Raw genomic sequence first — 24322 nt, 5'->3', positions numbered from 1 at the left:
CTTGGAAGGGCGAAGGTGCAGCAAAATCCGGTGCGGTGGCCGGTACTGGGCGTGCGGGGCCGTGCCGGCCGTCGGTGGGGCGGTCAGTGGGTGTCCAGGTACGCGGCGATCAGGGCAGCCCTCTCCAGCAGGGAGGACAGCGAGGCGCGTTCGTCCTCGCTGTGGGCACCGGCGCCGGCAGGGCCCAGACCGTCGACCGTCGGGATGCCCAGCGCGCCGGTGTGGTTGGTGTCACCCGCGCCACCGGAGGTACCGAGAGCCAGATCCAGGCCCAGGGCACTGGCGAGCGCGGTCAGCTCTGCCGCCAGGGGGTTGGCGGGGTCCATCGCCCAGGCCGGGCGGTGGGACAGTGTCGTCGCGGACAGGGCGGCCCGGGCCCGCACCGGGCTCGGTTCCAGCAATGCGGAGAGCAGCGCCCGTTCGGTCTCGTGCGTGGCATAGCGCAGGCCGATCTCCGCCTCGGCGTGGTCGGCGACCACGTTGGCGCGGGAACCGCCGCTGACCGTGCCGACATTCAGTGCGGCGTCGGGGAGGGCGGCGGCCGTGGCCCGCAACGCGGCGAGCTGGTCCACGAGTTCGTCTATCGCCGAGACGCCGAGGGCGGCGTCCAGGCCGGCGTGGGCGCTGACTCCGCGCACGGTCAGCCGTACCCGGGCCACTCCACGCCTGCCGATCTTCAACGCGCCGCCGGGCAGCGGCGGTTCGAGGCCGAGGACCGCGTGAGCGCCCTCGGCGTGCCGGGCCACGAGGCGGCTGCCGTCGGGGCTGCCGATCTCCTCGTCGGTGACCACCACGAGCCGTACCGGACGCCTGGGCGTGGTGCCCGTACGGCACAGCAGGTCCATGGCCAGTTCGACGGCCACCAGGGAACCCTTCATGTCGAAGACGCCCGGGCCGGTGACCGTGTCGCCGTCCTCGGCGAGGGCGAACGGTCGCCGGGCGACCGTGCCGGCTGGGAAGACGGTGTCGCTGTGCGCCACGAGCAGCGTGTGTCCCTCAGGCGTGCCGTCTCCTGTGTCGTCCCGCGTCCCGCGGCCGTTCCAGTACGCCACCAGGTGTGCTCCGTCCGGGCCCGGCGGCTGTTCGATGCGGTCGGCGGTGGCGGCGAGTCCCGTGGCGAGCCGCTCTGCGAACACGGCCGCGCGGCCGGCGTCGCCGGACGGGGTCTCCAAGGTGACCAGGTCTTCCCAGCGTTCCAGTACCGGGGCGGCGAACGTGCGTGCCAGGGCGAGGAGTTCGGCGGGCTCAGCCATAGCAGTTCTCCACGGCCGAGGTGACCACGCGGGTCAGGGCACGGAAGCAGCGTATCGCCCCGTACATCGTCGGCAGCGTGAACCGCACGGTCAGGGGGTCGGTCTGGACGACGCCGGGGATGTAGCTCGCGGCGGGAGCCAGGTGGGCGGCGTCGAAGGACACCTCGTAGGTGTAGCCCTCGTCGGGCGGGGCGGCCGGCCGAGTGGAGGCGGGCATGGCGGTCAGGCCCTCGCGGGCGGCCTCGGTGATCCGGGCGCCGCTCACCTCAGGCGGCAGGCAGATCGCGGAGTAGCGGTCCACGCAGGTCTTCACCACGGCGTGGGCGGCGTGCGGTGCCCAGGCCCGGGCGTCCTCGCAGCAGAGGTCGTCCCCGGTGACCAGGACCACCGGGACGCCGTACTCGTCGGCGAGCAGCGCGTTCATCCGGCCCTCGGAGGCCGGCGCGCCGTTGACGCGCACCGCGGTGATGGTGTTGGGCAGATAGGTGTGCGCGAGGACACCCGGCTGGCCGGCACCGGTGTGGTAGCCGACGAAGGCCACCGCGTCCGGGGAGCGGTCGATGCCCTCCATCATGCCGAGGGGTTTGTGCGTGCCGATCAGGAGCGTGGCCCGTTTGTCGAGCCGGTCGATGAGCAGGTTGCGCTGGTCGGCGTGGGCCTCGTTGACGAGGATCTCGGTGGCGCCGGCGGCGGCGAAACCGGCGATCGCCGCGTTGACGTCGGCGGTGAGGAACTGCCGGTTGTACTCCCAGCGGGCATGACCGGGCTCGCAGTCGTCGGGGAAGGTGACGCCGGTGACGCCCTCCATGTCGGCGGAGATGAGGACCTTCATGCTGCCTTCTCCTCAGCAGTGGTGAGAGTGGCGCGGGGACGGATGGTCCAGGTGCGCATGGTGTGCCGGCTCAGCTGGTCGAGGTCCACGTCGAGGCCGATGCCGGGCCGGGTGCGGGGCACGGCGACCATCCCGTCCACGGCGCGGATCGGCGGCGTGACGATGTCCCGCCGGTAGTACTTGTCGGAGCCGGAGACGTCCGAGGGCAGGGTGAAGCCGGGCAGTCCGGCGAGCGCCAGGTTGGCGGCCCGGCCGATGCCGAACTCGTGCATCCCGCCGCACCACACCGGCACCCCGGCGTCCAGGCACAGGTCGTGCACCGTCTTCGACGGGCCGAGCCCGCCGAGCCGGGACACCTTGACGTTGACGACGTCGGCCGCGCCCAGGTGCAGCGCGGTGCGCAGCACGTCCGGTGCGGTGACCGACTCGTCCAGGCAGACCGGAGTGTCCAGTCGGGCGGCGAGCCGGGCGTGGGAGAGCAGGTCCGAGGCGGCGTACGGCTGCTCGATCATCAGCAGTCCGCGCCCGTCCAGCTCCGCCAGGTGGTCCTCCTGTCCGGGTCGGTAGGCGGTGTTGGCGTCGACCTGGAGGGCGACGCCGGGGAAGGCGTCCTGGACGGCGCGGACCGGTTCGAGGTCCCAGCCGGGACGGATCTTCAGCTTGATCCGGCGGTAGCCGTCGGCGACGTGCTGGGAGACCTGCGCGAGCAACGCGTCGATCGTCGGCTCGATGCCGAGGCTGACCCCCGCGGCCACCGCGTCGGCGCCGGCGCCGAGCAGGTCCGCCAAGGGCTTGCCGCGCCGCTGCCCGTACAGGTCCCAGCAGGCCATGTCGAGGCCGGCGCGCGCGAAGTGGTTGCCGCTCACCTTGGCGGTGAGCCGGGCCGCGTCCTCGGGATGCTCCCAGGGCCGGCCGAGCAGCATCGGGGCGAAGTACTCGCCCAGCACCTGCCAGCAGCTCCAGGTGGACTCGCCGCAGTAGTACGGGTCGGTCGGCGAGGCGCACTCGCCCCAGCCGACGCTGCCGTCCTCGGCGGTCGCGCGGACGACGATGTGTTCCAGGTGCGACTTGCGGTGTGAACTCGTCTCGAAGGAGTGGACGAGATCGAGCCGGACCAGCGCCAGCTCGATCTCGGCAAGGGTGACGGTCATGTGTGGGTCGTCCTACCGTGGGGGCCCGGGTCAGGGGCGAGGGGCCGTGCCGGGTGCGCGGCACGGGGGATGAAGCGGTATGCGGCGAGCCCCCCGGGCAGCCGTACGCAGGAGGCGGCCGTGCGGTCGGCAAGCAGCCGGGCGAACGTGTCGGTGAGGCGGCCGCGGAGCCGAGCCGCCTGCTCCGGACCGGCCTGCGCGCGCAGCCGGTGCCAGTCGTCGGGCAGGACCACGACCCGGTCGTCGCCGTCGTCGTACACCCGGCCGACGCTCCAGCCGCCCGGGGGCGGAGCGGGGACGGGGGCGGAAGGCCGTGCCCGGGCGTCCAGGTGCCAGGAGACGATGAAGCGGTCGGTGGACTCGCCGGTGGCGGCACCGAAGCCCGAGGTGCCGTACATGGCGGGCTTGAGTTCGTCCACCACCGCGCCCAGCACGTCGAGGTTGAAGTGGGCGTTGCGGGTCTGTATCGGGTCGTATGCCCAGCGGACCAGCGTCGTCCCCTGCGCGAGGCAGCGGTCGCGTTGGCCGAGCTTGAGCAGCCGCCCGATGCCGAGGCCCTGCCGCTCGGGCGCCACCACGGCCAGCTGCGAGTACTGGTACAGACGCGGGTCCCGCCCGTCGGCTGGGCGCTCGCGGGCGAGGAAGCTGTAGGTGAATCCCACCAGCGCCTCGCCGAGGAAGGCGCCTATGACCAGGCCGCTGTTGTCCTGGAGAGCCGTCAGCAGGCGCGGGTTGAGGCTGCCGTCGTCGCGGCGCAGCCCCATGACGCGCTCGTACAGCGCGACACAGCCGGCCATCTCCAGCGGGCCGTCCACATCCCGTACGACCAGCGGCCGACCTTGCCGGGCGCCGGCCGCCGACCTCGGTGTGGCCGTCGAGTTCACGACACGCCCGCCAGATGACACGCGGCCTGACCGCCGGCCGTCGCCTCCGCGCTCAGGACGGGCAGTGCCCGTCGGTCGCAGCCCGTCTGCGCGCGGTCCGCCGTGCCGAGGCCGGCCCAGACCGGGCAGCGCGGGTGGAACCGGCAGCCCCCGGGCACGGACGTCGGGTCCGGCGGCTCCCCCTGCAGCAGCTGGGGCCTACCGCCCCCGCCTTCCACGGACACCACCGACAGCAGTGCCTTGGTGTACGGGTGCTTCGGCGCGAGCAGGACCTCCTCGACGGTGCCGACCTCGACGATCCGGCCCAGGTACATCACCGCCACCCGGTCCGCGATGTTCCAGGCCAGGCCGAGATCGTGGCTGACCACCAAGGAGGACAGGCCGAGATCGCGGCGCAGGTCGAGGACGAGCTTGAGGATCTCGCCGCGTACCGAGGCGTCGAGGGAGGCCACCGGTTCGTCGGCGACGATCACCGAGGGTTCCAGCGCCAGCGCGCCCGCGATCACCACCCGCTGCTGCTGACCGCCGGACATCTCGTGCGGGAAGCGTGACAGGAACTGCTCCGGGGGGCGCAGCCCGGCCTTGGACAGGGAGGAGTGCACGCGCTGTTCGAGGCCGTCCTTCATCCGGTGCAGCCGGGGACCCTCGGCGACCGCGTCGAACACGTTCTGGCGCGGGTTCAGGGCGCCGCCGGGGTCCTGGAGGACGAACTGGACCTTGCGGCGGTGCGCCTTCAGCGCGGCACTCGTGTAGCGCAGCGGCACGCCGTCGCACAGCACCTCGCCGGAGGTGGGCTTGACCAGGCCGGTCAGAGCGCGCGCGAGCGTGGACTTGCCGCAGCCGGACTCACCGATCAGCGCCAGGATCTCACCGCTGCCGAGCCGGAGGTCGACGCCGTCCACTGCCCGGGCGGGGCCGCGGCCGGCCCGGGGCGGGTAGGTGACGTGCAGGTCACGGACCTCCAGCGCGGGTGGCGTGGCCGCGTCGGGTCCGGTGGCCGTGCCGGTGGTGGTGGCGGTCATGAGCGGGCTCCTTCCGCGGATGGCTCGGGCATGTCCGGGGCCGGGGAGACGTCCGGGAAACCGGGCAGCACCCGCAGGCACGCCGACTTTCGTCCGGGGCCGGCCGGCCACAACCGGACGGGGGTGCTGTCGCAGACGTCGTGCGCGTCGGGGCAGCGGACCGCGAAGGGGCAGCCCGGCCCGAGCGCGGCCGGGTCGGGCGGGTCACCGGGCAGCCCGGCCGGCGCCCTGCGGGAGGCGGGGTCGCCGATGGTGGGGAAGGCGCGGGCCAGCGCCCGGGTGTACGGGTGTTCGGGGTCGTCCAGGAGCTTCCGGGAGGGCCCCGACTCCACCAGCTCGCCGGCGTACATCACCGCCAGCCGGTCGCACATCTGGCCGAGCACGGCCAGGTCGTGGCTGATCATGATGACGCCGATGCCCTCGTCGCGCACCAGGTTCGAGAGCAGGTCCAGGATCTGGGCCTGCACCATCACGTCCAGGGCCGTGGTGGGCTCGTCCGCGATGATCAGGTTCGGACGGCAGGCCAGTGCCATCGCGATCATGACGCGCTGGCGCTGCCCGCCGGAGAACTCGTGCGGATAGCTGCGCATCCGCCGCGCCGGGACTCCCACCGACTCCAGCAGCTCGGCGGCGCGTGTGCGGGCCTGCCGGTCGGTGATCCGGCCGCCGTCCTCGCCGGTCCTGCGGCCGTGCAGCAGGATCGGCTCGATTAGCTGGTCACCGATGGTGTGCACCGGGTTGAGTGCGGTCATGGCGCCCTGGAAGACCACGGAGGCCTCCGCCCAGCGCACCGCGCGCATCCGGTTCCACTTCGCGGTGAGCAGGTCCTCGCCCTGGTACAGCACCTGGCCGGTGACCTCGGCGGCGGACGGCAGCAGCCGCAGCAGGCTCATCGCCAGCGTGGACTTGCCCGAGCCGGACTCGCCGGCCAGGCCGAGCGTCTGCCCGGCGTCCAGCGTGAGGTCCACCCCGCGTACGGCGGGCACTGTGCGCCCGCCGCCGCGATAGGTGACCTTGAGGTCCCTGACCTCCAGCATCGCGTTCAACGTGTCTTCACCGACCTCGGGTTGAGAAGGGTCTCCACGGCGCGGCCGGTCAGGGTGAAGCCGAGGACGACGATCAGGATGGCGATGCCCGGCGGGTACAGGTACCACCAGGCGCCGGAGGTCACGGCGCCGCCGCTCAGCGCCGAGTTCAGCATCGCGCCCCAGGAGATGCCGGTCGGGTCGCCCAGACCGAGAAAGGTCAGGGTGGCCTCGGACAGGATGGCCGATGCGACGGTCAGCGTCGAGGAGACCAGGATCAGCGGGGTGACGTTCGGCAGGACGTGCCGCAGCATCACCTGCGGCCCGCCCGCCCCCAGCGCCCTGGCCCGTTCGATGAACGGCTTGGCCTCCACGGCCAGGGTCTGCGCCCGGACCAGCCGGGCCGTGGACGACCAGCTGGTGACCGCGATGGCGATGGTGATGGAGGTGGTTCCCTGGCCGATCACCGCCGACAGCGAGATGGCGAGGGGCAGGCTGGGCAGCGCGATGAACCAGTCGGTGAGGTGCATCAGCGCCTTGCCGGTCCAGCCGCCGTAGTGTCCGGCGACCAGGCCGACGGCGCTGCCGAGCACCACCGTCAGCAGGGTCGCCATCAGCCCGATGGACAGCGAGGAGCGGGCTCCCCAGACGACCAGCAGCAGGATGGAGCGCCCCTCCTGGTCGGTGCCGAGCGGGTAGCCGTGGGTGGGGGCGTGCAGGGAGGGGCCGTCCACCTTGATGACGTCGAGGTCGTTGTCGGAGATGAACAGCGGTGCGCACAGGGCGAGCAGGCCGAACACGACCAGGATGCCGAGGCCGGCCACGCCGGAGCGGATGCGTACGAAGGAGCGTGCGAAGCCGGTGAATCCGCTGCGGCGCGGCTTCGCCGCGGCCGGTGCGATCGGCGGGGCGGGTTCGGCGCCCGCCTGCGGCGGGGCGGAGACCGGGTGGTCCGCCTGGGTGAGGGGTTCGTGGTGGGTCACTGGGCACGCACCCGGGGGTCGAGGAAGCGGTAGATCACGTCGGCGAGGAGGTTCATGATGATCACCGATGCGCTGAAGACGATGAACGTGCCTTGTAGCAGGGGCAGGTCGGGCACCTTCAGGGCCTGGTAGCTGAGCTGGCCCAGGCCCGGCCAGGAGTAGACGGTCTCCACGGTGATGGCACCGCCGAGCACCGTGCCCAGGTGCATGAAGATCATGGTGACCGAGGGCAGCAGGGCGTTGGGCACGGCGTGCCTGCGTCGTACGTCGTCGTCGCGCAGTCCCTTGGCTCGTGCGGTGAGCAGGTAGGGGCTGCCCAGCTCGTCGATGATCGAGGAGCGCATGACGGCCACGTACTGGGCGAAGACCACCAGGACCATGGTCAGGCAGGGCAGGACCAGGTGCTTGGCCACGTCGACGACGTGGTCGAGGCCGCCGGTGATCGCCGGGTCGCTCATGCCGCCCGCCGGAAGGAAGCCGGGGAACGGGCCGATGCCCACGCTGAAGGTGATCAGGAGGATCATGCCGAGCCAGAAGGTCGGCACCGACCACAGCGTCAACGAGGCACCGGTGGCGATGCGGTCCAGCCAGCCGCCGTGCCGCCACCCGGACCTGACGCCCAGCCAGAGTCCGAGCAGCACCGAGATCACGGTGGCGGTGCCCATCAGCAGCAGGGTCGGCCACAGCCGGTCGCCGATGAGTGAACTGACCGGCTGCTGGAACTCCCAGGAGGTGCCGAGGTGCCCGGTCAGGGTGTCGGTCACGAAGGTGAAGAAGCGCTCCGGCACCGACTGGTCCAGGCCGAGCTGATGGCGCAGCTGGGCCATCTGCGCGTCGCTGGTGGGACGGCCGCGGGTGATGGACTGGACGGGGTCGGCCGGCATGAGGCTGAACAGGACGAAGCCGATGACGAGCGTGACCAGGAAGCTGATCGCCGCGGCCACCAGTTTCGTGACCAGGTAACGCGCGAACCCCGAGCCTCTGCGGCGCCCGTCGTCCGGGGCGCCGGCGGGCCCGGCCGCGACGGCGCCCGTGACGTCGATGGTGTCTGCCACGGTCTACTCGCGGTCGTCGGAGGAGGAGCGGCGACGCGCCAGGAACAAGCCTCCGGCGGCCAGGGCGACGACCACGGCCACCGACACGCCGATCACCGTGCCGGAGTTGCCGCCCGAGGAGGACGAGGCCTTCGCCGGGGTCGCGTGCAGGTACTGGTCGAAGGAGACCTGCGCGGGGAAGGCACCGGTGGAGTCGCCCTTGCCGATCACGATGCCGCTCACCCGGTCGCTGCGGTACGCGGCCAGGCCGTTGGCGTTGTAGATCATGATGTTCTCGTTGGCCTTGTACAGGATCGCCTGCATCTGCCGGAGCAGACCGGCGCGCTCCTTGACGTCGAAGGCGCTCTGCTGCCGCAGGAACAGGTCGTCGTAGTTCCTGTCGCAGAAGAACGAGTCGGTGCTGCCGCCCTCGCCCTTGCCGTCGGGCAGCGCCGAGCAGGTCTGGATGCCCAGCAGGTACGTCGGGTCGGGCCCGGTCGACCAGGAATCCATCAGGATGTCCCAGTCGCCCTTGGCCAGGTCGGCGTTGAGCTTGGCGGAGCTCATCGACTCGATGTCGACCTTGACGCCGATCTGCTTGAACCAGCCCGAGAGGTAGGTGGAGACCTTGGCGTCCGCGTCGTCGTCGGAGTGGATGCCGAGACGGAACTCCAGCTTGCGCCGGGACTTCGGGTCGACCCGGATTCCGTCGGAACCCGTCTTGTAGCCCGCCTGGTCCAGCACGGAGTTCGCCTTGGCCGGGTCGTAGTCGAACTTCTCCGGGTCCGAGGGGTGCCACGCGTACTGCGGCAGTGACGGCGGCAGGTAGCCGGCGCCGACCTGCGCCAGGCCGTTGCGGACCTTCTTGACGATCGTCGCGCGGTCGATGGCGCGCGCCAGCGCCTCACGGACCTTGGCATCGCCGAGCGCCGGGTGGCCGGTACCGATCTTCTTGCCGTCACGGGTGCGGGCGCCGCCGTTGACCTCGATGCCGTTCCAGCGGTTGCCGACCTGCTCGTAGGCCGTGATGCCGGACTGGCCCTTGAGTGCCTGGTACTGGGTGGGATTGAGGCCGCTGACGTAGTCGAGCTGACCCGAACGCAGGGCGGCCACGGCGGCGTCCGTGTTCTTGAACGCCTGCTGGATCATGTGGTCATACCGGGGCGCGCCCAGCAGGAAGTCCTTGTTCGCGTCGAACTTGGCGTACTGCTCGGGCTTGTAGTCCGTCATCGTCCAGGGGCCGTACCCGACGATCGGGAAGCTGTCGTTCTTGTAGTTCTTCAGGTCCTTGACGTGGGATTGCCATATGTGCTTCGGCACGATCGGGATGCCCGACACCGGGATGCTGACCGACAGCATCGTGGCCTGGGGCTTCTTGGTCCTGACGACCAGCGTGTGATCGTCCGGTGCGCTGACGGAGGCGAAGTTGCCCACCAGCGAGCCGTTGGCGGTGGCCGCGGTGGAGTTCTTCATGATCAGGTTGAAGGTCCAGGCGGCGTCCTCGGCCGTGATCGGCTTGCCGTCACTCCACTTCAGACCCTTGTGGATCTTGAATGTCCAGGTGAGCTTGTCGCTGGAGGTCGTCCAGGAGTCGGCGAGGTACGGCTTGACGGTGCCGCCCTGCTGCACCGTGTCCAGCGCGGGATAGATGCCCGAGAAGACGTCCAGGCTGCCGGCGAAGTAGGCGAGGAAGGGGTTCAGGGAGTCGATGCCGATGCCCGTGATCGGCATCCGCAGCGTCGTGCCGCCGTCGTCGGCCGAGGCGGCCGGCGCGGCGACGAGGCCCCCGACGGTGCCGAGCAGCAGGGAGGCGGCCAGCGCGGCGGCCTTGCGGCCGGTTCTGCGCAGCGGGGTGGACGAGGTCATCGTGGACATCTCCAGGAGGTGCCGGCGGCCGGGGCGGCCGCGGAGGGGGACGGGAGGGGATACGGGTGCCGCCGCGCGCGGCGGCGGGGTGGACCGTGCGGGCGTGGTCGGTCGGTGTATGACGGACCTGGCGGGGTGTGCGGGTGGGTGGTGCGTGCGGGTGGGTTTCGCGCGCGGGCGGCAGGGCCGTCCAGGGGAGGGACGGCCGATGCCCGACGGCGGTGCGGCGGGGCGGTTCAGGCGGTACGGCGCCCGGTCACCGGTCCGCGCCGACGGTGGGCAGGTCGCTGCGCAGGAAGTCCTCCAGCACCCGTACGCCGAACTCCAGGCTGCTCACCAGGACCTGTTCGTCGACGCCGTGGACGTACCGCCAGGCGTCGAAGCCGGGCGGGGTCAGACCGGGGCCGAAGCCGTAACACTGGATCCCGAGCCGGGCGAAGGCCTTCGCGTCGGTGCCGCCGGACATGATGAACGGCAGGATCAGTGCCTCGGGATCGGCCCGGCGCAGCGCCTCGGCCATCCCCGCGAACTCGCGGGATTCGTGGTCGGCGAAGACGGGGGCGCAGAAGCTGTGGAAGGAACGGGAGACCTTCTCGCCGAGCAGCGCGTCCACCGTCGCGAAGAAGTCATCCTCCGCGCCGGGCAGCACACGGCCGTCCACACCGGCCGTCGCCTCGCTCGGGATGACGTTGTGCTTGTAACCCGCCCTCAGCGTCGTCGGGTTGAGCGTGTTGGCGACGGTGGCCTCGACCAGTTTCGCCGCCTCGCCCAGCTGCGCCAGCGACGCGGGATCGGCCGGGTCGACCGTGACGCCCAGGTGGGACGAGAGTCCCTCCAGCAGGGCGGCGACCGCCGGCACGATCCTGACCGGCCAGCGGTGCGCGGCGAGCGCCGCGAGCGTCGTCGCCAGGGTGGCGACAGCGTTGTCAGGAGCGGGACGGGACCCGTGGCCGGCCGCACCGCGCGCGGTCAGGTCCATCCAGGCGCTGCCGCGCTCCCCGACGGCGATCGGGTAGAGCCGGCTCGCGTCGGGCAGGTGGACCGAGTAGCCCCCTGACTCGCCGATCGCGGTGGCCACCCCGTCGAAGAGGTCCGGATGCCGTGCGACGAGGAAGCCGGCGCCCAGATCGCCCGTGTCCTCCTCGTCGGCGACGAACGCCATCACCACGTCGCGTGGTGGACGCACGCCGCGGCGCGCCCACGAGCGGGCGACCGCCAGCATCATCGCGTCCATGTCCTTCATGTCCAGCGCCCCGCGACCGAGGACGGCCCCGTCGCGGATCTCTCCGCAGAACGGGTCGAAGCTCCAGTCGGCGGGCTCGGCCGGCACCACGTCCAGATGGCCGTGGACCAGCAGGGCCGGGGCGTCGCGGTCCTCACCGGGGATACGGACCACCGTGCTGGCTCGGCGCGGGGCCGACTCCAGCACGACGGGCTCGTAACCGGAGTCGGAGAGCAGTTCGGCGGTCCACTCGGCCGCCTCCCGCTCACCGCGGGAGTCGCCCGCACCGTAGTTGCTGGTGTCGAAGCGGATCAGCCGTGCGCACAATTCGGTGACTTCGGCGGTCAAGGCGGCGTCCTCAACGGGGGAGGGAGCGGCGCTGTCCTGACAGTGGGAGGGATGGCTCATACGGAGGGGACCAGGTGCCTTCCCGGCGGCAGGGACGAGGGGTTGCCTCTGGCGCCGATGGCTCCGCGCGACGGACTCGCGGAGGCGAGGAACGGGTGGGACATGGACGGGGCGAAGGGGGCGTGCACCGTGCGGGTGGGTGGCCGCCCGAGGGGAAGGAGGGTGTGTCACGGATGGCCGGGGTTCACGTGTCCGGATTGCCGGCGGCGGTTCCGGTGAGGCCGGGGTCGCCGCCGACGCCCCCTAAGGTCGCCGGAGCCGCGTCGGACGCCGGATGGCCGAGGCCGTAACTACCCAGGGAGCGGAAGAGCTCCGCGCGACGTCGGCTCCTGCGGGCCGCGCCCTTGGCGCCGGCGGCGGCCAGGGCTGCCAGCACGTGGGCCGCCGCCGCCACCGCCGTCGGCGAGTGGTGTGGCGACTCGCTGCGTGTGTCCACCGCCAGGACGTGTGAGGCGAAGGAGCACACCGGACTGGTGTAGCTGTCGGTCAACGCGATCACCGAGGCGCCCAGCGCGTGGAACTCTCGAGCCACGTCCACCGTCAGGCGGCTGTAGTTGCGGAAGCTGAACACGACCAGGGCATCGTCCGCGTGTGCGTCGCTGACGGCGTTGACCGCCGCGCCCGTCGCTGGCTGCACCAGGAACACGTCGCGCATGCTGCTGGTGAGGTCGCTGGTCAGCAGCGAGGCGTACCCGGCCGACTTCAGGTCGCCGAGCACCCACCGCCGCCGCGCCCGCAAAAGGGCGGCGGCGGCCACCTCCAGCGACCCGTTGGCCTGCAGATCCGCCAGCGTGCGGCGGAGGTTGTCCTGCTCCGCGGTGATCATGCGACGCAGCGCCGACCGCTCGCGCGGCTCGGACCGGGGCTCACGGCTGGTGAACCGCAGATCGGGCTCGGCCAGGCGCTGACCGGCCTCCCGGGCCGCCAATCGGCGTAGGTCGTCGGTGGACGCCACCCCGGCCGCCGCCAGCAGTCCGTCCAGGTCCGCGGCACTTGCGCCGGCCGCGCGCAACAACTGACCCGGACGGCGCTCCAGCGAGGCCGGATAGTCCTTCGCCAGCACCGCGAACAAGCGCTGCGCGGTGGGCCCGCACAGTTCGGCCGCCGCGCGCAGCAACTCGAGAGTCGGCGTCGGCGCCAGAGGACCGGTCACTGCTCACCCCTCCCGCTCAGGGCGGCCCGCACCTGGGAATCCGGGTGCTGAACTGCCTCTGTGCTGACAGTTAAATGACGGCGTCAGATTGCTTGATCTAAGTGATGCGTGAGTCTTACTGTCGCCGCATGACCTCGTCAAGAGTCACCGGAGCGGGAAACTTTCCGGCCAAGTCCCCCGTGCCGGCGCAGGTTTCACGTCCTTCCCCGGACGATCCCGGACAACAGGACGCCGAAGCGGGCAGAGACGCGGGAAAGAGCGACCCCACCGGGTTCGGCCGCATCACGGTCCCCGGCAGCGTCGGCACCGGGGACGCGCTCGCAGCCTCCGTCGCCCGTGTGCGCCGGGCCGCCGGCCTCACCCTCAGCGCGGTGGCCGCCCGGGCCGGCGTCTCAGCGGCGTACGTCTCGCAGATGGAGTCGGGTGCCGCCAACCCCACGTTCCGCACCCTCTGCCAGATCGCCGACGCCCTCGGCTCCACGCCCGCCGAACTCCTCGGCGGCATCCGGCCGGGCGCCGCCGGCGTGGCGAGCTTCCCCCCGCGGTTCGCACCGGCCCCGCTGCTCGCCCAGGTCGACGGCCACCACGGCATCTGGGACCTGACCGCCCCGGGCGCGGGCCTCATCGGCATCCGGCTGCTCCACGCCGACCTCGGCGACCACGACCACCCGACCACCCACCCGGGCGAGGAGTTCGTACTCGTCCTCGCCGGCTCCTGCCGGGTGGCGGTGGGGGGCGGCGTACGGCTGCTGCGCCCCACCGACAGCTGCCACTTCGCGGCCACGGACGAACACCACTTCACCGACGCCAGCGACGACCTGCTTCTGCTCGTCGTCCTCACCCAGGAGTAACCCCGTGTCCACCGCACGCTCCCTGCCCGCACCCATCGCGCGGACCCTGCTGCCCGACGGACTGGCGGCGGCCGCCTCACCCGAGACGGCCCCCGAGGTGTGGCCGCTGACCGCCCGCACCGTCAAGGGCCGGCTGCACGTCGGGGGTGTCGCCCTGGACGACCTGGCCGACGCCTGCGGCACGGCGCTGTACGTGGTGGACGAGGCCGACTTCCGCCACCGGGCCCGGCTGTGGCGCGACTCCGGCGCCGACCGCGTGCACTACGCCTCCAAGGCATTTCTGTGCGCGGAGATGGTCCGCTGGGTCGATTCCGAGGGGCTGCACCTGGACGTGTGCAGCGACGGGGAACTCCAACTCGCCGTGGACACCGGCTTCGACGCCGCCAGAATCGTCTTCCACGGCAACAACAAGTCCGTGGCCGAACTCGAAGCGGCCGTCGGCCACGGCGTGGGTGTGGTGGTCGTCGACTGCCTGGAGGAGATCGGCAGGCTGGCGGACGCGGCGGCCGCGGCCGACCGGGTCCAGGACGTCTACGTCCGGATCGCCCCCGGCGTCGCGGCGGAGACCCACGACTACATGGCCACCGGCGGTGACGACGTCAAGTTCGGCTTCCCGGTGCGCGGCGGCCACGCCGAAGGGGCGGTGCTCGCCGTCGTGGCGCGCTCCTCCCTGCGGCTGGCGGGAGTGCACTCCCACATCGGCTCGCAGATCACCGCCACCGGGGGATTGTCCCTGGCCGCCGAACGGGTCGCCGCCTTCGTCGCCCTGCTCGCCGAGCGGCACGGCATCACGGTTGAGGAGATCGACCTCGGCGGCGGCGCCGGCATCCCCTACCTGCCGGGCCAGCCCCGCCTCGACCCTTCCGCATTCACGGCCGCCCTGCGAGCCGGCCTGGAGCGGGTGCTGCCCGGCGCGGCAATACGGCTCGCCGTCGAGCCCGGCCGGTCGATGATCGGCACCGCCGGGGTGACGCTCTACCGCGTCGGCGCCGTCAAGGACGGGCTGCGCCGCCGATTCGTCTCCATAGACGGCGGCATGAGCGACGCCCTGCGCCCCTCCCTCTACCTCGCCCGCTACACCGCGTGGACCGCCAATCGCCCCGCCGAGGGCGATCCGGTGCACGCCGTGGTCGTCGGCCGCCACTGCGAGAGCGGCGACGTGGTCGTGCCCGACATCGCCCTGCCCGCCGGAGTGACCACGGGGGACCTGCTGGCCGTTCCGGCCACCGGCGCCTACCACCACGCCATGGCCAGCAACTACAACGCCCAGCCCCGGCCCGCCGTCGTCGCCGTACGCGACGGCCGGGCCCGCCTGATGGTCCGCCGGGAGACCCCGGCCGACCTGCGCCGCCGCGACGCCCACGGCGAGCCGGTGCAGCTGACCGCCGGGTGATGCCCCCGGCCTCCCGCCGGCCGCCCGCCGTCCTGAGACCGGATGCGGGAACGCCCGTTGCTCACGGCGTGCCCGCGCAGGGTCCGGCGAGCGCCCCCCCCGTGCCGACACGCCGACCCCGCCGTCCACCCTAGGGCGGTGGTGGCCCGCGCACGGAGCCCCCGCCCGCACCGCTGACCAACTCTTCCTCTCGACTCGGAGTCAGCCCATGTCCACCGAGGTTCACCTGCCCTACGGCACCTGGCCGTCCCCGATCACCGTCGAGGCGGTCGCCGACGCCTCCGGATCGACCTCTTGGCCCGCAGGAGCCGCCGACGAGAACTGGTGGTGCGCCTCCGAGCCGGCCACCGCGACCGTACGGCTGCTGCGCAACGCCCCCGGACACGAGGAGCCCGTCCCGGTGCTCGCCCCCGGCGTCTCCGTGCGCAACCGTTCTCTCGGCTATGGCGGCAGACCGTACTGGGTACGCCCCGCGGAGACGGCCGCCGACAGCCACCTGCTGGTCTTCACCGATCAGCGCGACCAGCGGCTGTACCGAGCCGAGGTCCCGCGCCTCGGGGCCGCCGAGGACGACGTGTTCCCGGTGTCCGTCCCGCTCACTCCGGCCGACCCGCCCGGCCGGGAGACCTGCTGGGCCGATCCTGTGACCGGTCTCGACGGCACCGAGGTGTGGTGCGTGCGGGAGACCACTCGCGCGGCCACCGCACCGCACGACGCCGACCCGGCCGTGCGCACCGTGCGCGAGATCGTCGCCGTACCGCTGTCCGGTGCCGCCGCCCAGGACCCGGGAGCCCTGCGCGTCGTGGCCCGTTCGCACCACTTCGTCTGCGGGCACCGTCCCTCACCGGACGGCCGGCGGCTCGCCTGGATCGGCTGGGACCACCCGCACATGCCCTGGGACGCATCGGAGCTGATGGTCGCCGACCTGCACGACGGTGTCGCCGGCGAGCCCGTTCGTCTGCTCGGCGGCAGCCATGGGGGCACGGAGGTGTCCGTACCCCAGGCCGCATGGGCGGGGCCCGACACCCTTTACGCCATGGCCGACCCGGACGGATGGTGGAACCTGCACCGCGTCGACCTGATTCCCAGCCGGCCGACGGCCAGGGCGATCACCAACGTACTCCCCCTTCAGCAGGACTGCGCCGGGCCCGTTTGGCGGGTCGGAGCGAGCTGGTTCGCCGTCACGCCGTACGGCGTGGTGATGCCGCACGGCAACGGCCCTCAGCAGCTGTCCTGTTGGTCACCGGAGAGCGGCGCGCTGACCGGACTCGCCGAGGGCTGGAGCAGGTTCCAGGGCGACCTCTGGTCCGACGGCGAGCGGGTCCTGGTTCGCGCCGCCGACCCGGCCCTCGGCTCGGCCCTGCTGTCGGTGCCGCTGGCACCCGGTTCCGGTCCGGCACGACGCACCAGGACCCGGACCGAGGACCCGCTGTCCCCTTGGCAGCCGCTGCCCGAACGCCGCACCGTTCACGACGCACAGGGCCGGCCCGTCCACTTCGTGCTGCACCGGCCCACCCATCCCACCGCCACGGCACCCGAGGGCGAACTGCCGCCGCTGCTGATACAGGTGCACGGCGGCCCGACGAGCTCCGGCGGCGTCACCGCCGACCTGGAGTACTCCTTCTTCACCAGCCGGGGCTTCACCGTCGCGGACGTCGACTACGGCGGCTCCACCGGCTACGGCAGGGCCTACCGCGACCGGCTGCGCGGACAGTGGGGAGTGGTGGACGTCGACGACTGCGTCACCGTCGCCCGCGCACTGGCCGCCGACGGCCTGGCCGACCCCGCCCGCACGGCCGTGCGCGGTGGCTCGGCAGGCGGCTGGACCGCCCTGGCCTGCCTGACGCACACCGACGTCTTCTGCGCGGGCACGGTCCTCTACCCGATCAGTGAACCGGCACAATGGCGGGCCGATCACACCCACGACTTCGAAGCACGCTATGTGGACACACTGGTCGGCGTGCTCCCGCGGGACCGGGCCCGGTTCGAGAAGATCTCGCCGGCCGCGAACGCCGACCGCATCACCGCGCCGCTGGTGATGCTCCAGGGCGCGGATGACTTCATCTGCCGTCCGGACCAGGCCACGCGCATCGTGGACAACCTGGCCGAACGCGGGGTCTGGCACCGCTTCCTGCTCTTCGAGGGCGAGGGACACGGCTTCCGCCGGGCCGACAGCGTGCGTCGCTCCCTGCTGGCCGAGGTCGCGCTCTACCGCCAGGTCATCGGCGACCACATCGCCCCCGACGTCCCGCTGGACGCCGAGGCCCTGTGACCCCCCGACGACCGGACGAGGGCATCCGACGGACCCGTGAGCTCCCTGCGTCCCAGCGGCCTCCTGCTGCCCGAGGTGGTGCCCCGCTGTCTCCTGCGGCCTGGGGCGCTCCGACACAGGATGTCCCCCGGCCGGCGGATCGTGGTCCATGCGGCCGACGGATCGGCGTGGCCGTGCCGTGCCCAGGTGTGGACGCTGAACGGTTGACGATCCCACCCGGTGCGACTCGGCGGGCTGGCGCCGTTTCTGACTGGTGGGGCCGGCACCTGACACCCGTCCCTGGCGGGACGGCAAACGGCCCCTTGTCCGACGCCGAGCTCTACCGCAGCGTCCAGCCCGCCGACGGGCACCCGGAGGCCCGCTCCGTCTCCACGGCCGTCAAACACGGCCGCGACGACGGCCCCCAGCTGAGTCTGTGTGTCGTCGAAGGGAGGTGCCTAACACCTCAGCGGGCGGCCGTCTTCTGTAGGACCCACACGTAGTGCCACTTGCCATGTATGTGTTTGGGTCTGATGTCGGCGGCAAGGACGGCACTCGTGGTACCCACTCGTACTGCAACGGTGCTTGCCGTGCCTGATGGCCAGGTGAGTCGCTGGTGTGGTTATGGGTGGGGACCTTGCGGATGTCAGGTCGTGGGCGCGTGAACTGGACGCGGTGCATGAAGGGCTGCGCGGGGCGTGCCTTCGACACCTCCACCGCGTGCACCGTTCAGGGCAACCTTCGCCTCGCCCGCCGATCAGCCCCCGGCGGGTCGGCTCCGCTCCATGGCCGGCTGAGTTTCCTCGCTCACACCCGCGGGGGTGCCGACGTCGGCGTGAACCCGTAACAACGTGTCTCGGTTCCGGTTGTGGTTGAAAATTTAATCGTCTGCTAGGTTCAGTGTGCATCGACTTCATGGCCGGAACATGGGTTGACGGCGGTTCAGCGTGCCCCGAGATGGGTCCGCGTGCTGAACGATATTTCGCCCGACGATCCGCTCTGTGCCGCTCCAAACTGCTGGCGGATGGTGTGACTCCCCAGCCCTGATTCGGGAATTTGATGACGAAGAACACAGCATCACGCCGCAGGCACGCCTCTCGGCGGCGGCCCATCGCGCTCGGCGCCGCCGCCATAGCGGTGGCGGGAGCCATAGCCGTACCGGTGGTGGCGCAGGCGACGGGGGACAACTCTGCCGCGGACGCCGTACTCCAGCGGGACTTCACGGCGGCGGCCGAGGCGTACGAGGTGCCCCAGCAGGTGCTGCTGGCGGTGGCCTACCAGCAGTCGGCATGGGAGACGCACCAGGGACACCACAGCGCGTCCGGCGGCTTCGGCCCCATGCACCTGACCGATGTCACGCCCGAGATGATCGCCGGCGGCGCCGCCGGCATGGCCGGCCGGGCGGAGGCCGAGGAGCTGGCCAAGGGCGAGGCCCGGCACACGCTGCAGACCGCGGCCACGTTGACCGGGCTGTCATCCGACGAGCTGCGCGACGACCCTGCCGCGAACATCCGCGGTGGTGCCGCGCTCCTGGCGTCGTACCAGAAGGAGCTGACCGGCCGGACGTCCGACGACCCGAACGACTGGTACGGGGCGATCGCCCGCTACAGCCAGTCCACGGTGCGTCAGGGCGCGACCGCGTTCGCCGACCGCGTCTTCGCCACCATGAAGAGCGGTGTCGCCCGCAAGACGGCCGACGGCCAGAACCTCAGGCTCGAGGCCGACTCCGCCCTGCATCCGGCCACCTCGCAGGTGAACAAGCTGGATCTGCCCGCGGCCGCGTCGGCGGACACCGAATGTCCGCCGACGCTGGACTGCACCTTCGTCCCGGCCGCCGCGAGGAACGGGCAGGTCTCCGACCGGCCGGCGAACGGCATCCGGATCGACCAGATCGTCATCCACGACACCGAGTCGCCCTACGAGTCGGCGATCGCCACCTTCCAGAACCCGGCGAGCAGCGTCGCGGCCCACTACGTGGTGCGGTCGTCGGACGGTGCGGTCACCCAGATGGTGCCCACCAAGAACCTGGGCTTCCACGCGGGCAACTACTCCACCAACCTGCACTCGATCGGCATCGAACACGAGGGCTACGCCGCGCACGGCGCCACCTGGTACACCGAGTCGGAGTACCACACGACCGCGGAGCTGGTGAAGTACCTGGCCGCGCGGTTCGACATCCCGCTCGACCGTCAGCACATCATCGGCCACGACAACATCCCGGCCCCGGCCGACCGGTTCACCAAGGACCAGCACTGGGACCCGGGCCCGTCGTGGAACTGGACGCATTTCATGGCCATGGTGGGCGCTCCCCTCAAGGGACGGCACGGATTCGGGGAAGTCGGCTCCGCGGTGACCATCGCGCCCGGTTTCGCCCGCAACAAGCAGACCATGGAGCTGTGCCCGCAGGACGACGGCAGTGGCGCCACTACGGAGTGCACCACCGTGCACCAGCCCTCGAACTTCGTCTACCTGCGCACCGAGCCGCGTGCCGACGCTCCGCTCTTCGGCGAGCAGACGATCCACCCCGGTGCCCCCGGCACCGACCGCATCAGCGACTGGGGCGCCACCGCCCAGGCCGGGCAGCAGTTCGTCGTCGCCGGCAAGGAGGGCGACTGGACGGCGATCTGGTACAGCGGCAGCAAGGTGTGGTTCCACAACCCGCGAGGCCGCAACACCATTCCGGCCCACGGTGTGACGATCGTCAGGCCCGCCGGTGACCAGGCGCTGAAGGTCTACGGAACCAACTACCCGGACGCCGCCGAATACCCCGCCGGCCTCTCACCGTCGACCCAGGCCCCGCTGAGCATGTACACGGTCCCCGCCGGCCAGGCCTACGTGTCCACCGCGGCACCGGCCCTGACGGACGACTTCTTCCCCTCCAGCGGCAAGGTCGTCTTCGGCGCCAAGAAGATGTACACCATCCAGTACAGCCACAAGACCGTCCTGATCTACGCCGACGGCGTGAACGCCGAAGACAGCTAGGGTCTGGTGGAGTTCCGCGGCGGGGTGGCCCGGCGGCACGTACCCGAGCGGTACGGGCCGCCGGTCACCCCGTTCACGCGTCCCCGCGCCGGTCCGCGGACGGCACATGCACGCGAATGGCACGGGCCGGCCGTGCTGCTCCTCCGAGTGCTGGTGCTACAGCCCGCCCACCCCGGGCCCGGCGCCGCTGCCCGGCCGGCGGACCCGGGGTCGCCGCAGGACGCGGAGGTATCGGTGGGCCGGCGTCGCCTCGGTGGGCGGCTCGCGCAACGTGAACTCGAATGACGTGCGCATGATCTGCACGACGGACGGATCATGCGCGGCCGGGACGGCGAACCCGGGCGGATGCCGCTCGCCGCGCCCAGCGCGCTGATCGTCTACTCCACCTGGTGAAGGCACCGGTCCTGGGCACCGCCGACCAGCAGATCTCCACCCGGCACTTACCGGTTCGGCCTGACCTCGGCGATCGGCGCCGGAGCTGAGGCCCAATCGGGTCGATCGGGCCACCGCACTCGACCTGTACATCATGGGCGAAGCGGCCTGACCGGCGAAGAAGACGCCCAGGACCTGCTGCGCCCCGGCTACTTCGGCGACTTCGCCATCCTCGACCAAGACTTCTTCGAGATCGCCGAGGCGGACATCCCGCACATCGAGTCCCTGCTGACCGTCGTCGGAGGCCGCATCGTCTACGCCACGGCCGAGTACGAGGGCCTCGACGACGCCCTGGCCCCCGTCAGCCTGCCGTGGAGCCCCGTGACCCACTACGGCGGCTACCAGGCGACCGGCCGGCCCGGAGGTGCCGCCGATCTGCCGGGCCAGGCCGTCGCGGAGTCCGACGAGCTCCGCCGGTGGCGCGTCGACCGCGGCCAGATGCCGGCCCGGACGGCGGACAACGTTCCGTTCGGACGTGGCCTGGAGGACGGCCGGGCGACGATGGGGCGGCGCGGTGAGGCGGAGCGACCTGGGCGGCAGGACCTTCCGCATCCGCCGGCAATTCCTCGAAGACCTCCCCGTCCAGCCTCGTACGAACGCATCCGGCGGCTGGGCGCCGCGTTGCCGGTCATGCACTCCCCGACCGACGAGACGATGAAGGCGGACAACGCACGGCAGATCTTCGACGCCGTCCGTCATCCCGGTCCTTCGTCCCGATCCCGGGCGCGGACCATCCGCTCAAAAACCGGTCCGGCGAACGGCGGCGGCCGGTCGGCCCGCTGCGCCGTCGGCCGCGCCTTGGAGGAGCTTGCAGAGGACGGCGACGGCCACGATGGCCACCCCGAAGGTGCCGTGTGCCGGGCGCCGGGCAAGACGGCCGACGGACGGCATGCGGGCCGGCCGGTGTGCCGTCCCGGGTGCCGTCACAGAGGTGCCGGGCCCCGGGCCGCAAGGACGGATCCGGAAGGGCGTCCGGAGGCTCGGGGGCCTCTACTCGGTTTCGTCTCCGTGGAAGGTCGCGAAGGCGCCGACGGGTTCGCGCGGGGTGCGCAGCAGGTTCAGGCGGTGCGCGGGGTCGGCGTACCCGAGGGCGAGTCCGCAGACGATCACCTGGTCGTCGGGGATCAGCAGGTGGCGGCGCAGGACCGGAGAGAAGTCGATGAGCGAAGCCTCGGGGCAGGTGTCCAGGCCGTCGCCACGAGCGGCGAGCATCAAGGCTTGCAGGAAGAGTCCCGCATCGACGAGGGCGCTCTGCTGGGGGTGACGGCTGGTCGTGAGGACGATGCCGACGGGCGCACCGAAGAAGTCGTAATTACGCCGGTGGTGGCAGAGCCGGGCGCCGATGTCGTCCGCGCGGATCCCGAGCGTGTCTCGGTACAGGCTCTCCCCGAACCGGCGGCGGCGTGAACGGAAGGGCTCGGGCCATCCGTCCTGCCCGGGCTGGTAGTCGTAGTCGCGTCCCCGCCCGTCGTCGTCGGCATGCGCCCGCAGGAGCGCGGCGGTGAGGGCATGTTTCGCCGCCCCGGTGACGACGTGGACGCGCCAGGGCTGGCAGTTGGAATTGCTGGCGGACCGGGCGGCCAGGCCCAGGAGCCGCTCGACCGTGGAACGGGGGACGGGCGTCGGCAGGAACGCGCGCGTGCTGCGCCGGCTGCGCAGCGCGTCCTCCACCGTGACGGGGGCCGTTGCCGCGGGCGGGGCCGCGGCCGGCGCCGTCGCCGGGGTGTGGTGCATGGTCGTTTCCAATGTCAGGCCTCAAAAGGCGCGGTGCCGGAGGGCGGATACGGGGCCGGGGCGGGGAGCGGCGCGCTGGCCGTTCCTCTGAAGGCCGGAGGACGCTGCGCGGCCGGGGTGCCCCGGCGTGGTCGATCGGCTCCGTAGTGGTGTCACCATGGTTGACCTCCTCGACATCGGTCCCATCACCACGCTCTGTGGTTCGCGTGACGCTAGAGGCTAGTTCAGTTACGGTCAATATCTGTAAACAAAATGCCTCCGTTCGCCGCGTCGTCCTGTGAAGGTGCGGCGCGCGGCGGCCCGCGGTTCGCGTAGGGTGCTGGTGCGCTGGGGGAGTGTGTGGCGATCCGGCTCCGCCGCGCTCGTGTGTCGGGAAGGGATGAGATGGCTAGGGTGAGGACGACGCGGTCCGAGGAGCGGGCCGGAAAGAGCGGGAGGCGTCCGGGCGCGGAGCCGGCGGCGCCCGCCGGTGGCCGCCCCCGGGACCCGGCGATCGAGGAGGCGATCATCCAGGCCACGCGCAAGCGGCTGGCCACCGATGGCTTCGCCTCCATGACCATCGGCGACATCGTCGCGGATGCCGGCGTCACGCGGCCGACCTTGTACCGACGCTGGGCGAACAAGTACGACCTGGTCATCGACGCGCTCGAGTACGGGCTGCGCAAGCAGCGAGAGGCCTATCCCCCGCTGGACATGGAGCAGTTGCCCCCTCGCGACGCGCTGGTGGAAGCGGTCAGGCGTCTCGATCCCCGTTATCACAACGAGCGCGCCATGGCCCTGCACGGCAATTTCATGGCCGAGGTCGAGCGGACGCCCGGTCTGCTGGAGCAGTTGCGCGAGCACGGCGTGCGCCCGCGCTGCGAGGAACTGCTGATGGCGCTCGTCTCGCTGCAGCGCCGCGGCGCCGTGCGTGAGGACGTGGACCTGGACATGATCGTCACCTTCTGCTTCGGCAGTTACTTCGCCGACTACCTGCGGACCGGCCGGGAGGTCCCGGCTGGCTTCGCGGAACAGATCGTCGCCACCATCTGGCCTGCGCTGGCCGCGGACGGCGGGGATTCTTCCGCCTGAGGGCGGTTCCTGATACCACCCTGAGCGGGCGCGGCTCCTGGCCGTGTCCCGCGGCTCCGCCGCGCCGCGCCCGGTGCGCCCAGGGCGGACGCCGAACCGAGCCATTTCCGTTACAGCTATTGACTGTAATAAAATATGGGAGCAAAGTTTGGCATCGGACCCAGTGACGACACGAGAGGAGCCCGCGCATGAGCGAGGACAGCCGCAAGGCACTGATCGAGCGCAGCATCCCGTTCCTGGCCGAAGTCAGGAACCGGACGGCCGGCACGGACCTGGAGAGCTGGCTGAACGCCACCTACGGTCCCGACAGCGAGCTGTACCAGGACCTGGCACGCCTGATCAAGAAAGGCGTCCTGCTGGAGGGCTGGGCTGCGAACGTCGAGGTCGACGGTCCCCGCTACCGCCGCAGCCGCATCGTCGAACCGACGGACGAGACACACTACTTCAGCATCACCGCCGTCTACATGGACAGCGTCGAGCCCTACCGGGGCCAGTACCACGCGCACCCGTACGGCGAACTGAACCTCGTCGTCCCCATCGACGCCGGAGCCGAGCTGGCGGGGCCGAACGGCTGGCAGGGACCGGGCTGGACGGCGCCCGGCCCGGGCAGCCACCACTACCCCGAGGTACGCGGCGGCGCGGTGATCGCCCTCTTCTACCTCCCCGCCGGACGCATCTCCTACGACATCAGTCCCGGCAAGGCTGCCGATGCCGCGGTATAGGCAGGCGCCGCACGGGGCACGTTCACCGCGGCGGCCTGCCGCGGTGAACGTGC

The 24322-nt window shown here is 71.7% G+C and carries 18 protein-coding genes and 1 pseudogene; 7 read left to right on the top strand and 12 right to left on the bottom strand.

The window, feature by feature from the left end:
• Nucleotides 1-83 precede the first annotated feature (83 nt).
• From AB0947_RS34055 to AB0947_RS34005, 11 genes are all read right to left on the bottom strand, one after another.
• A complete protein-coding gene (locus AB0947_RS34055) occupies nt 84-1253 on the bottom strand; it encodes a M20/M25/M40 family metallo-hydrolase (protein WP_366754235.1) in 1170 nt (389 codons plus the stop codon).
• Nucleotides 1246-2085 (bottom strand): M55 family metallopeptidase, encoded by an 840-nt coding sequence (locus tag AB0947_RS34050; protein ID WP_366754234.1) that lies wholly within the window; start codon nt 2083-2085, stop codon nt 1246-1248. The genes AB0947_RS34055 and AB0947_RS34050 overlap by 8 nt, the downstream gene beginning before the upstream one ends.
• Complete coding sequence (gene menC / locus AB0947_RS34045) at nt 2082-3236, bottom strand: o-succinylbenzoate synthase (protein WP_366754233.1); 1155 nt, start codon at nt 3234-3236, stop codon at nt 2082-2084. Before menC ends, AB0947_RS34050 begins: the two co-directional genes overlap by 4 nt.
• Nucleotides 3233-4120, bottom strand: coding sequence for a hypothetical protein (locus tag AB0947_RS34040; RefSeq protein ID WP_366754232.1), 888 nt, complete (start codon nt 4118-4120; stop codon nt 3233-3235). The genes menC and AB0947_RS34040 overlap by 4 nt, the downstream gene beginning before the upstream one ends.
• Nucleotides 4117-5142: an ABC transporter ATP-binding protein gene (locus AB0947_RS34035; RefSeq protein ID WP_366754231.1), complete on the bottom strand. Its 1026-nt coding sequence runs from the start codon at nt 5140-5142 to the stop codon at nt 4117-4119. Before AB0947_RS34035 ends, AB0947_RS34040 begins: the two co-directional genes overlap by 4 nt.
• Entirely contained in the window at nt 5139-6179 is a 1041-nt protein-coding gene (locus AB0947_RS34030; RefSeq protein ID WP_366754230.1) for an ABC transporter ATP-binding protein, read from the bottom strand. Before AB0947_RS34030 ends, AB0947_RS34035 begins: the two co-directional genes overlap by 4 nt.
• A 5-nt stretch (nt 6180-6184) precedes the next feature.
• Entirely contained in the window at nt 6185-7150 is a 966-nt protein-coding gene (locus AB0947_RS34025; protein ID WP_366754229.1) for an ABC transporter permease, read from the bottom strand.
• Complete coding sequence (locus AB0947_RS34020; RefSeq protein ID WP_366754228.1) at nt 7147-8205, bottom strand: ABC transporter permease; 1059 nt, start codon at nt 8203-8205, stop codon at nt 7147-7149. Before AB0947_RS34020 ends, AB0947_RS34025 begins: the two co-directional genes overlap by 4 nt.
• A 3-nt stretch (nt 8206-8208) precedes the next feature.
• Nucleotides 8209-10050, bottom strand: coding sequence for an ABC transporter substrate-binding protein (locus tag AB0947_RS34015; protein ID WP_366754227.1), 1842 nt, complete (start codon nt 10048-10050; stop codon nt 8209-8211).
• Nucleotides 10051-10306: 256 nt separating this feature from the next.
• Nucleotides 10307-11620, bottom strand: coding sequence for a M20/M25/M40 family metallo-hydrolase (locus AB0947_RS34010; RefSeq protein WP_366754226.1), 1314 nt, complete (start codon nt 11618-11620; stop codon nt 10307-10309).
• Nucleotides 11621-11864: 244 nt separating this feature from the next.
• Entirely contained in the window at nt 11865-12833 is a 969-nt protein-coding gene (locus tag AB0947_RS34005; RefSeq protein WP_366754225.1) for an SIS domain-containing protein, read from the bottom strand.
• 128 nt (nt 12834-12961) lie between these two features.
• Here AB0947_RS34005 and AB0947_RS34000 point away from each other — a divergent pair, with 128 nt between their 5' ends.
• From AB0947_RS34000 to AB0947_RS33980, 5 genes and pseudogenes are all read left to right on the top strand, one after another.
• Entirely contained in the window at nt 12962-13684 is a 723-nt protein-coding gene (locus AB0947_RS34000) for an XRE family transcriptional regulator (RefSeq protein ID WP_366754224.1), read from the top strand.
• A 4-nt stretch (nt 13685-13688) separates the two neighbouring features.
• Nucleotides 13689-15077: a diaminopimelate decarboxylase gene (gene lysA / locus AB0947_RS33995; protein WP_366754223.1), complete on the top strand. Its 1389-nt coding sequence runs from the start codon at nt 13689-13691 to the stop codon at nt 15075-15077.
• A gap of 208 nt (nt 15078-15285) precedes the next feature.
• Complete coding sequence (locus tag AB0947_RS33990; RefSeq protein ID WP_366754222.1) at nt 15286-17349, top strand: prolyl oligopeptidase family serine peptidase; 2064 nt, start codon at nt 15286-15288, stop codon at nt 17347-17349.
• 1038 nt (nt 17350-18387) lie between these two features.
• Nucleotides 18388-20310 carry an N-acetylmuramoyl-L-alanine amidase gene (locus AB0947_RS33985; protein WP_366754221.1) on the top strand — a complete coding sequence of 641 codons (1923 nt, stop codon included), beginning with the start codon at nt 18388-18390 and terminating at the stop codon, nt 20308-20310.
• Nucleotides 20311-20763: 453 nt separating this feature from the next.
• A pseudogene (locus AB0947_RS33980) lies at nt 20764-20940 on the top strand (hypothetical protein); the annotation flags it as partial.
• Between the two features lie 792 nt (nt 20941-21732).
• On the opposite strand, the gene AB0947_RS33975 reads toward AB0947_RS33980, so the two are convergent.
• Nucleotides 21733-22476 carry a nitroreductase gene (locus AB0947_RS33975; RefSeq protein WP_366754220.1) on the bottom strand — a complete coding sequence of 248 codons (744 nt, stop codon included), beginning with the start codon at nt 22474-22476 and terminating at the stop codon, nt 21733-21735.
• Between the two features lie 393 nt (nt 22477-22869).
• On the opposite strand from AB0947_RS33975, the gene AB0947_RS33970 reads away from it, so the two are divergent.
• On the top strand, nt 22870-23547 hold the full coding sequence (locus tag AB0947_RS33970) for a TetR/AcrR family transcriptional regulator (protein ID WP_366754219.1): 678 nt from the start codon (nt 22870-22872) through the stop codon (nt 23545-23547).
• A gap of 188 nt (nt 23548-23735) precedes the next feature.
• Nucleotides 23736-24269, top strand: coding sequence for a DUF4863 family protein (locus AB0947_RS33965; protein WP_366754218.1), 534 nt, complete (start codon nt 23736-23738; stop codon nt 24267-24269).
• Nucleotides 24270-24322: the final 53 nt, after the last annotated feature.

It is taken from the genome of Streptomyces sp. NPDC047841, assembly GCF_040704085.1.
In the GTDB taxonomy this organism is placed as follows: domain Bacteria; phylum Actinomycetota; class Actinomycetes; order Streptomycetales; family Streptomycetaceae; genus Streptomyces; species Streptomyces argyrophylli.
This window is presented reverse-complemented; position numbering and strand designations above follow the sequence as displayed.

Coding starts and splice junctions, on each gene's coding strand:
- AB0947_RS33990 (WP_366754222.1), top strand. CDS start 15,286: ATGTCCACCGAGGTTCACCTGCCCTACGGCACCTGGCCGTCCCCGATC.
- AB0947_RS33965 (WP_366754218.1), top strand. CDS start 23,736: ATGAGCGAGGACAGCCGCAAGGCACTGATCGAGCGCAGCATCCCGTTC.
- menC (WP_366754233.1), bottom strand. CDS start 3,236: ATGACCGTCACCCTTGCCGAGATCGAGCTGGCGCTGGTCCGGCTCGAT.
- AB0947_RS33985 (WP_366754221.1), top strand. CDS start 18,388: ATGACGAAGAACACAGCATCACGCCGCAGGCACGCCTCTCGGCGGCGG.
- AB0947_RS33975 (WP_366754220.1), bottom strand. CDS start 22,476: ATGCACCACACCCCGGCGACGGCGCCGGCCGCGGCCCCGCCCGCGGCA.
- AB0947_RS34055 (WP_366754235.1), bottom strand. CDS start 1,253: ATGGCTGAGCCCGCCGAACTCCTCGCCCTGGCACGCACGTTCGCCGCC.
- AB0947_RS34015 (WP_366754227.1), bottom strand. CDS start 10,050: ATGACCTCGTCCACCCCGCTGCGCAGAACCGGCCGCAAGGCCGCCGCG.
- AB0947_RS34030 (WP_366754230.1), bottom strand. CDS start 6,179: ATGCTGGAGGTCAGGGACCTCAAGGTCACCTATCGCGGCGGCGGGCGC.
- AB0947_RS34035 (WP_366754231.1), bottom strand. CDS start 5,142: ATGACCGCCACCACCACCGGCACGGCCACCGGACCCGACGCGGCCACG.
- AB0947_RS34000 (WP_366754224.1), top strand. CDS start 12,962: ATGACCTCGTCAAGAGTCACCGGAGCGGGAAACTTTCCGGCCAAGTCC.
- AB0947_RS34050 (WP_366754234.1), bottom strand. CDS start 2,085: ATGAAGGTCCTCATCTCCGCCGACATGGAGGGCGTCACCGGCGTCACC.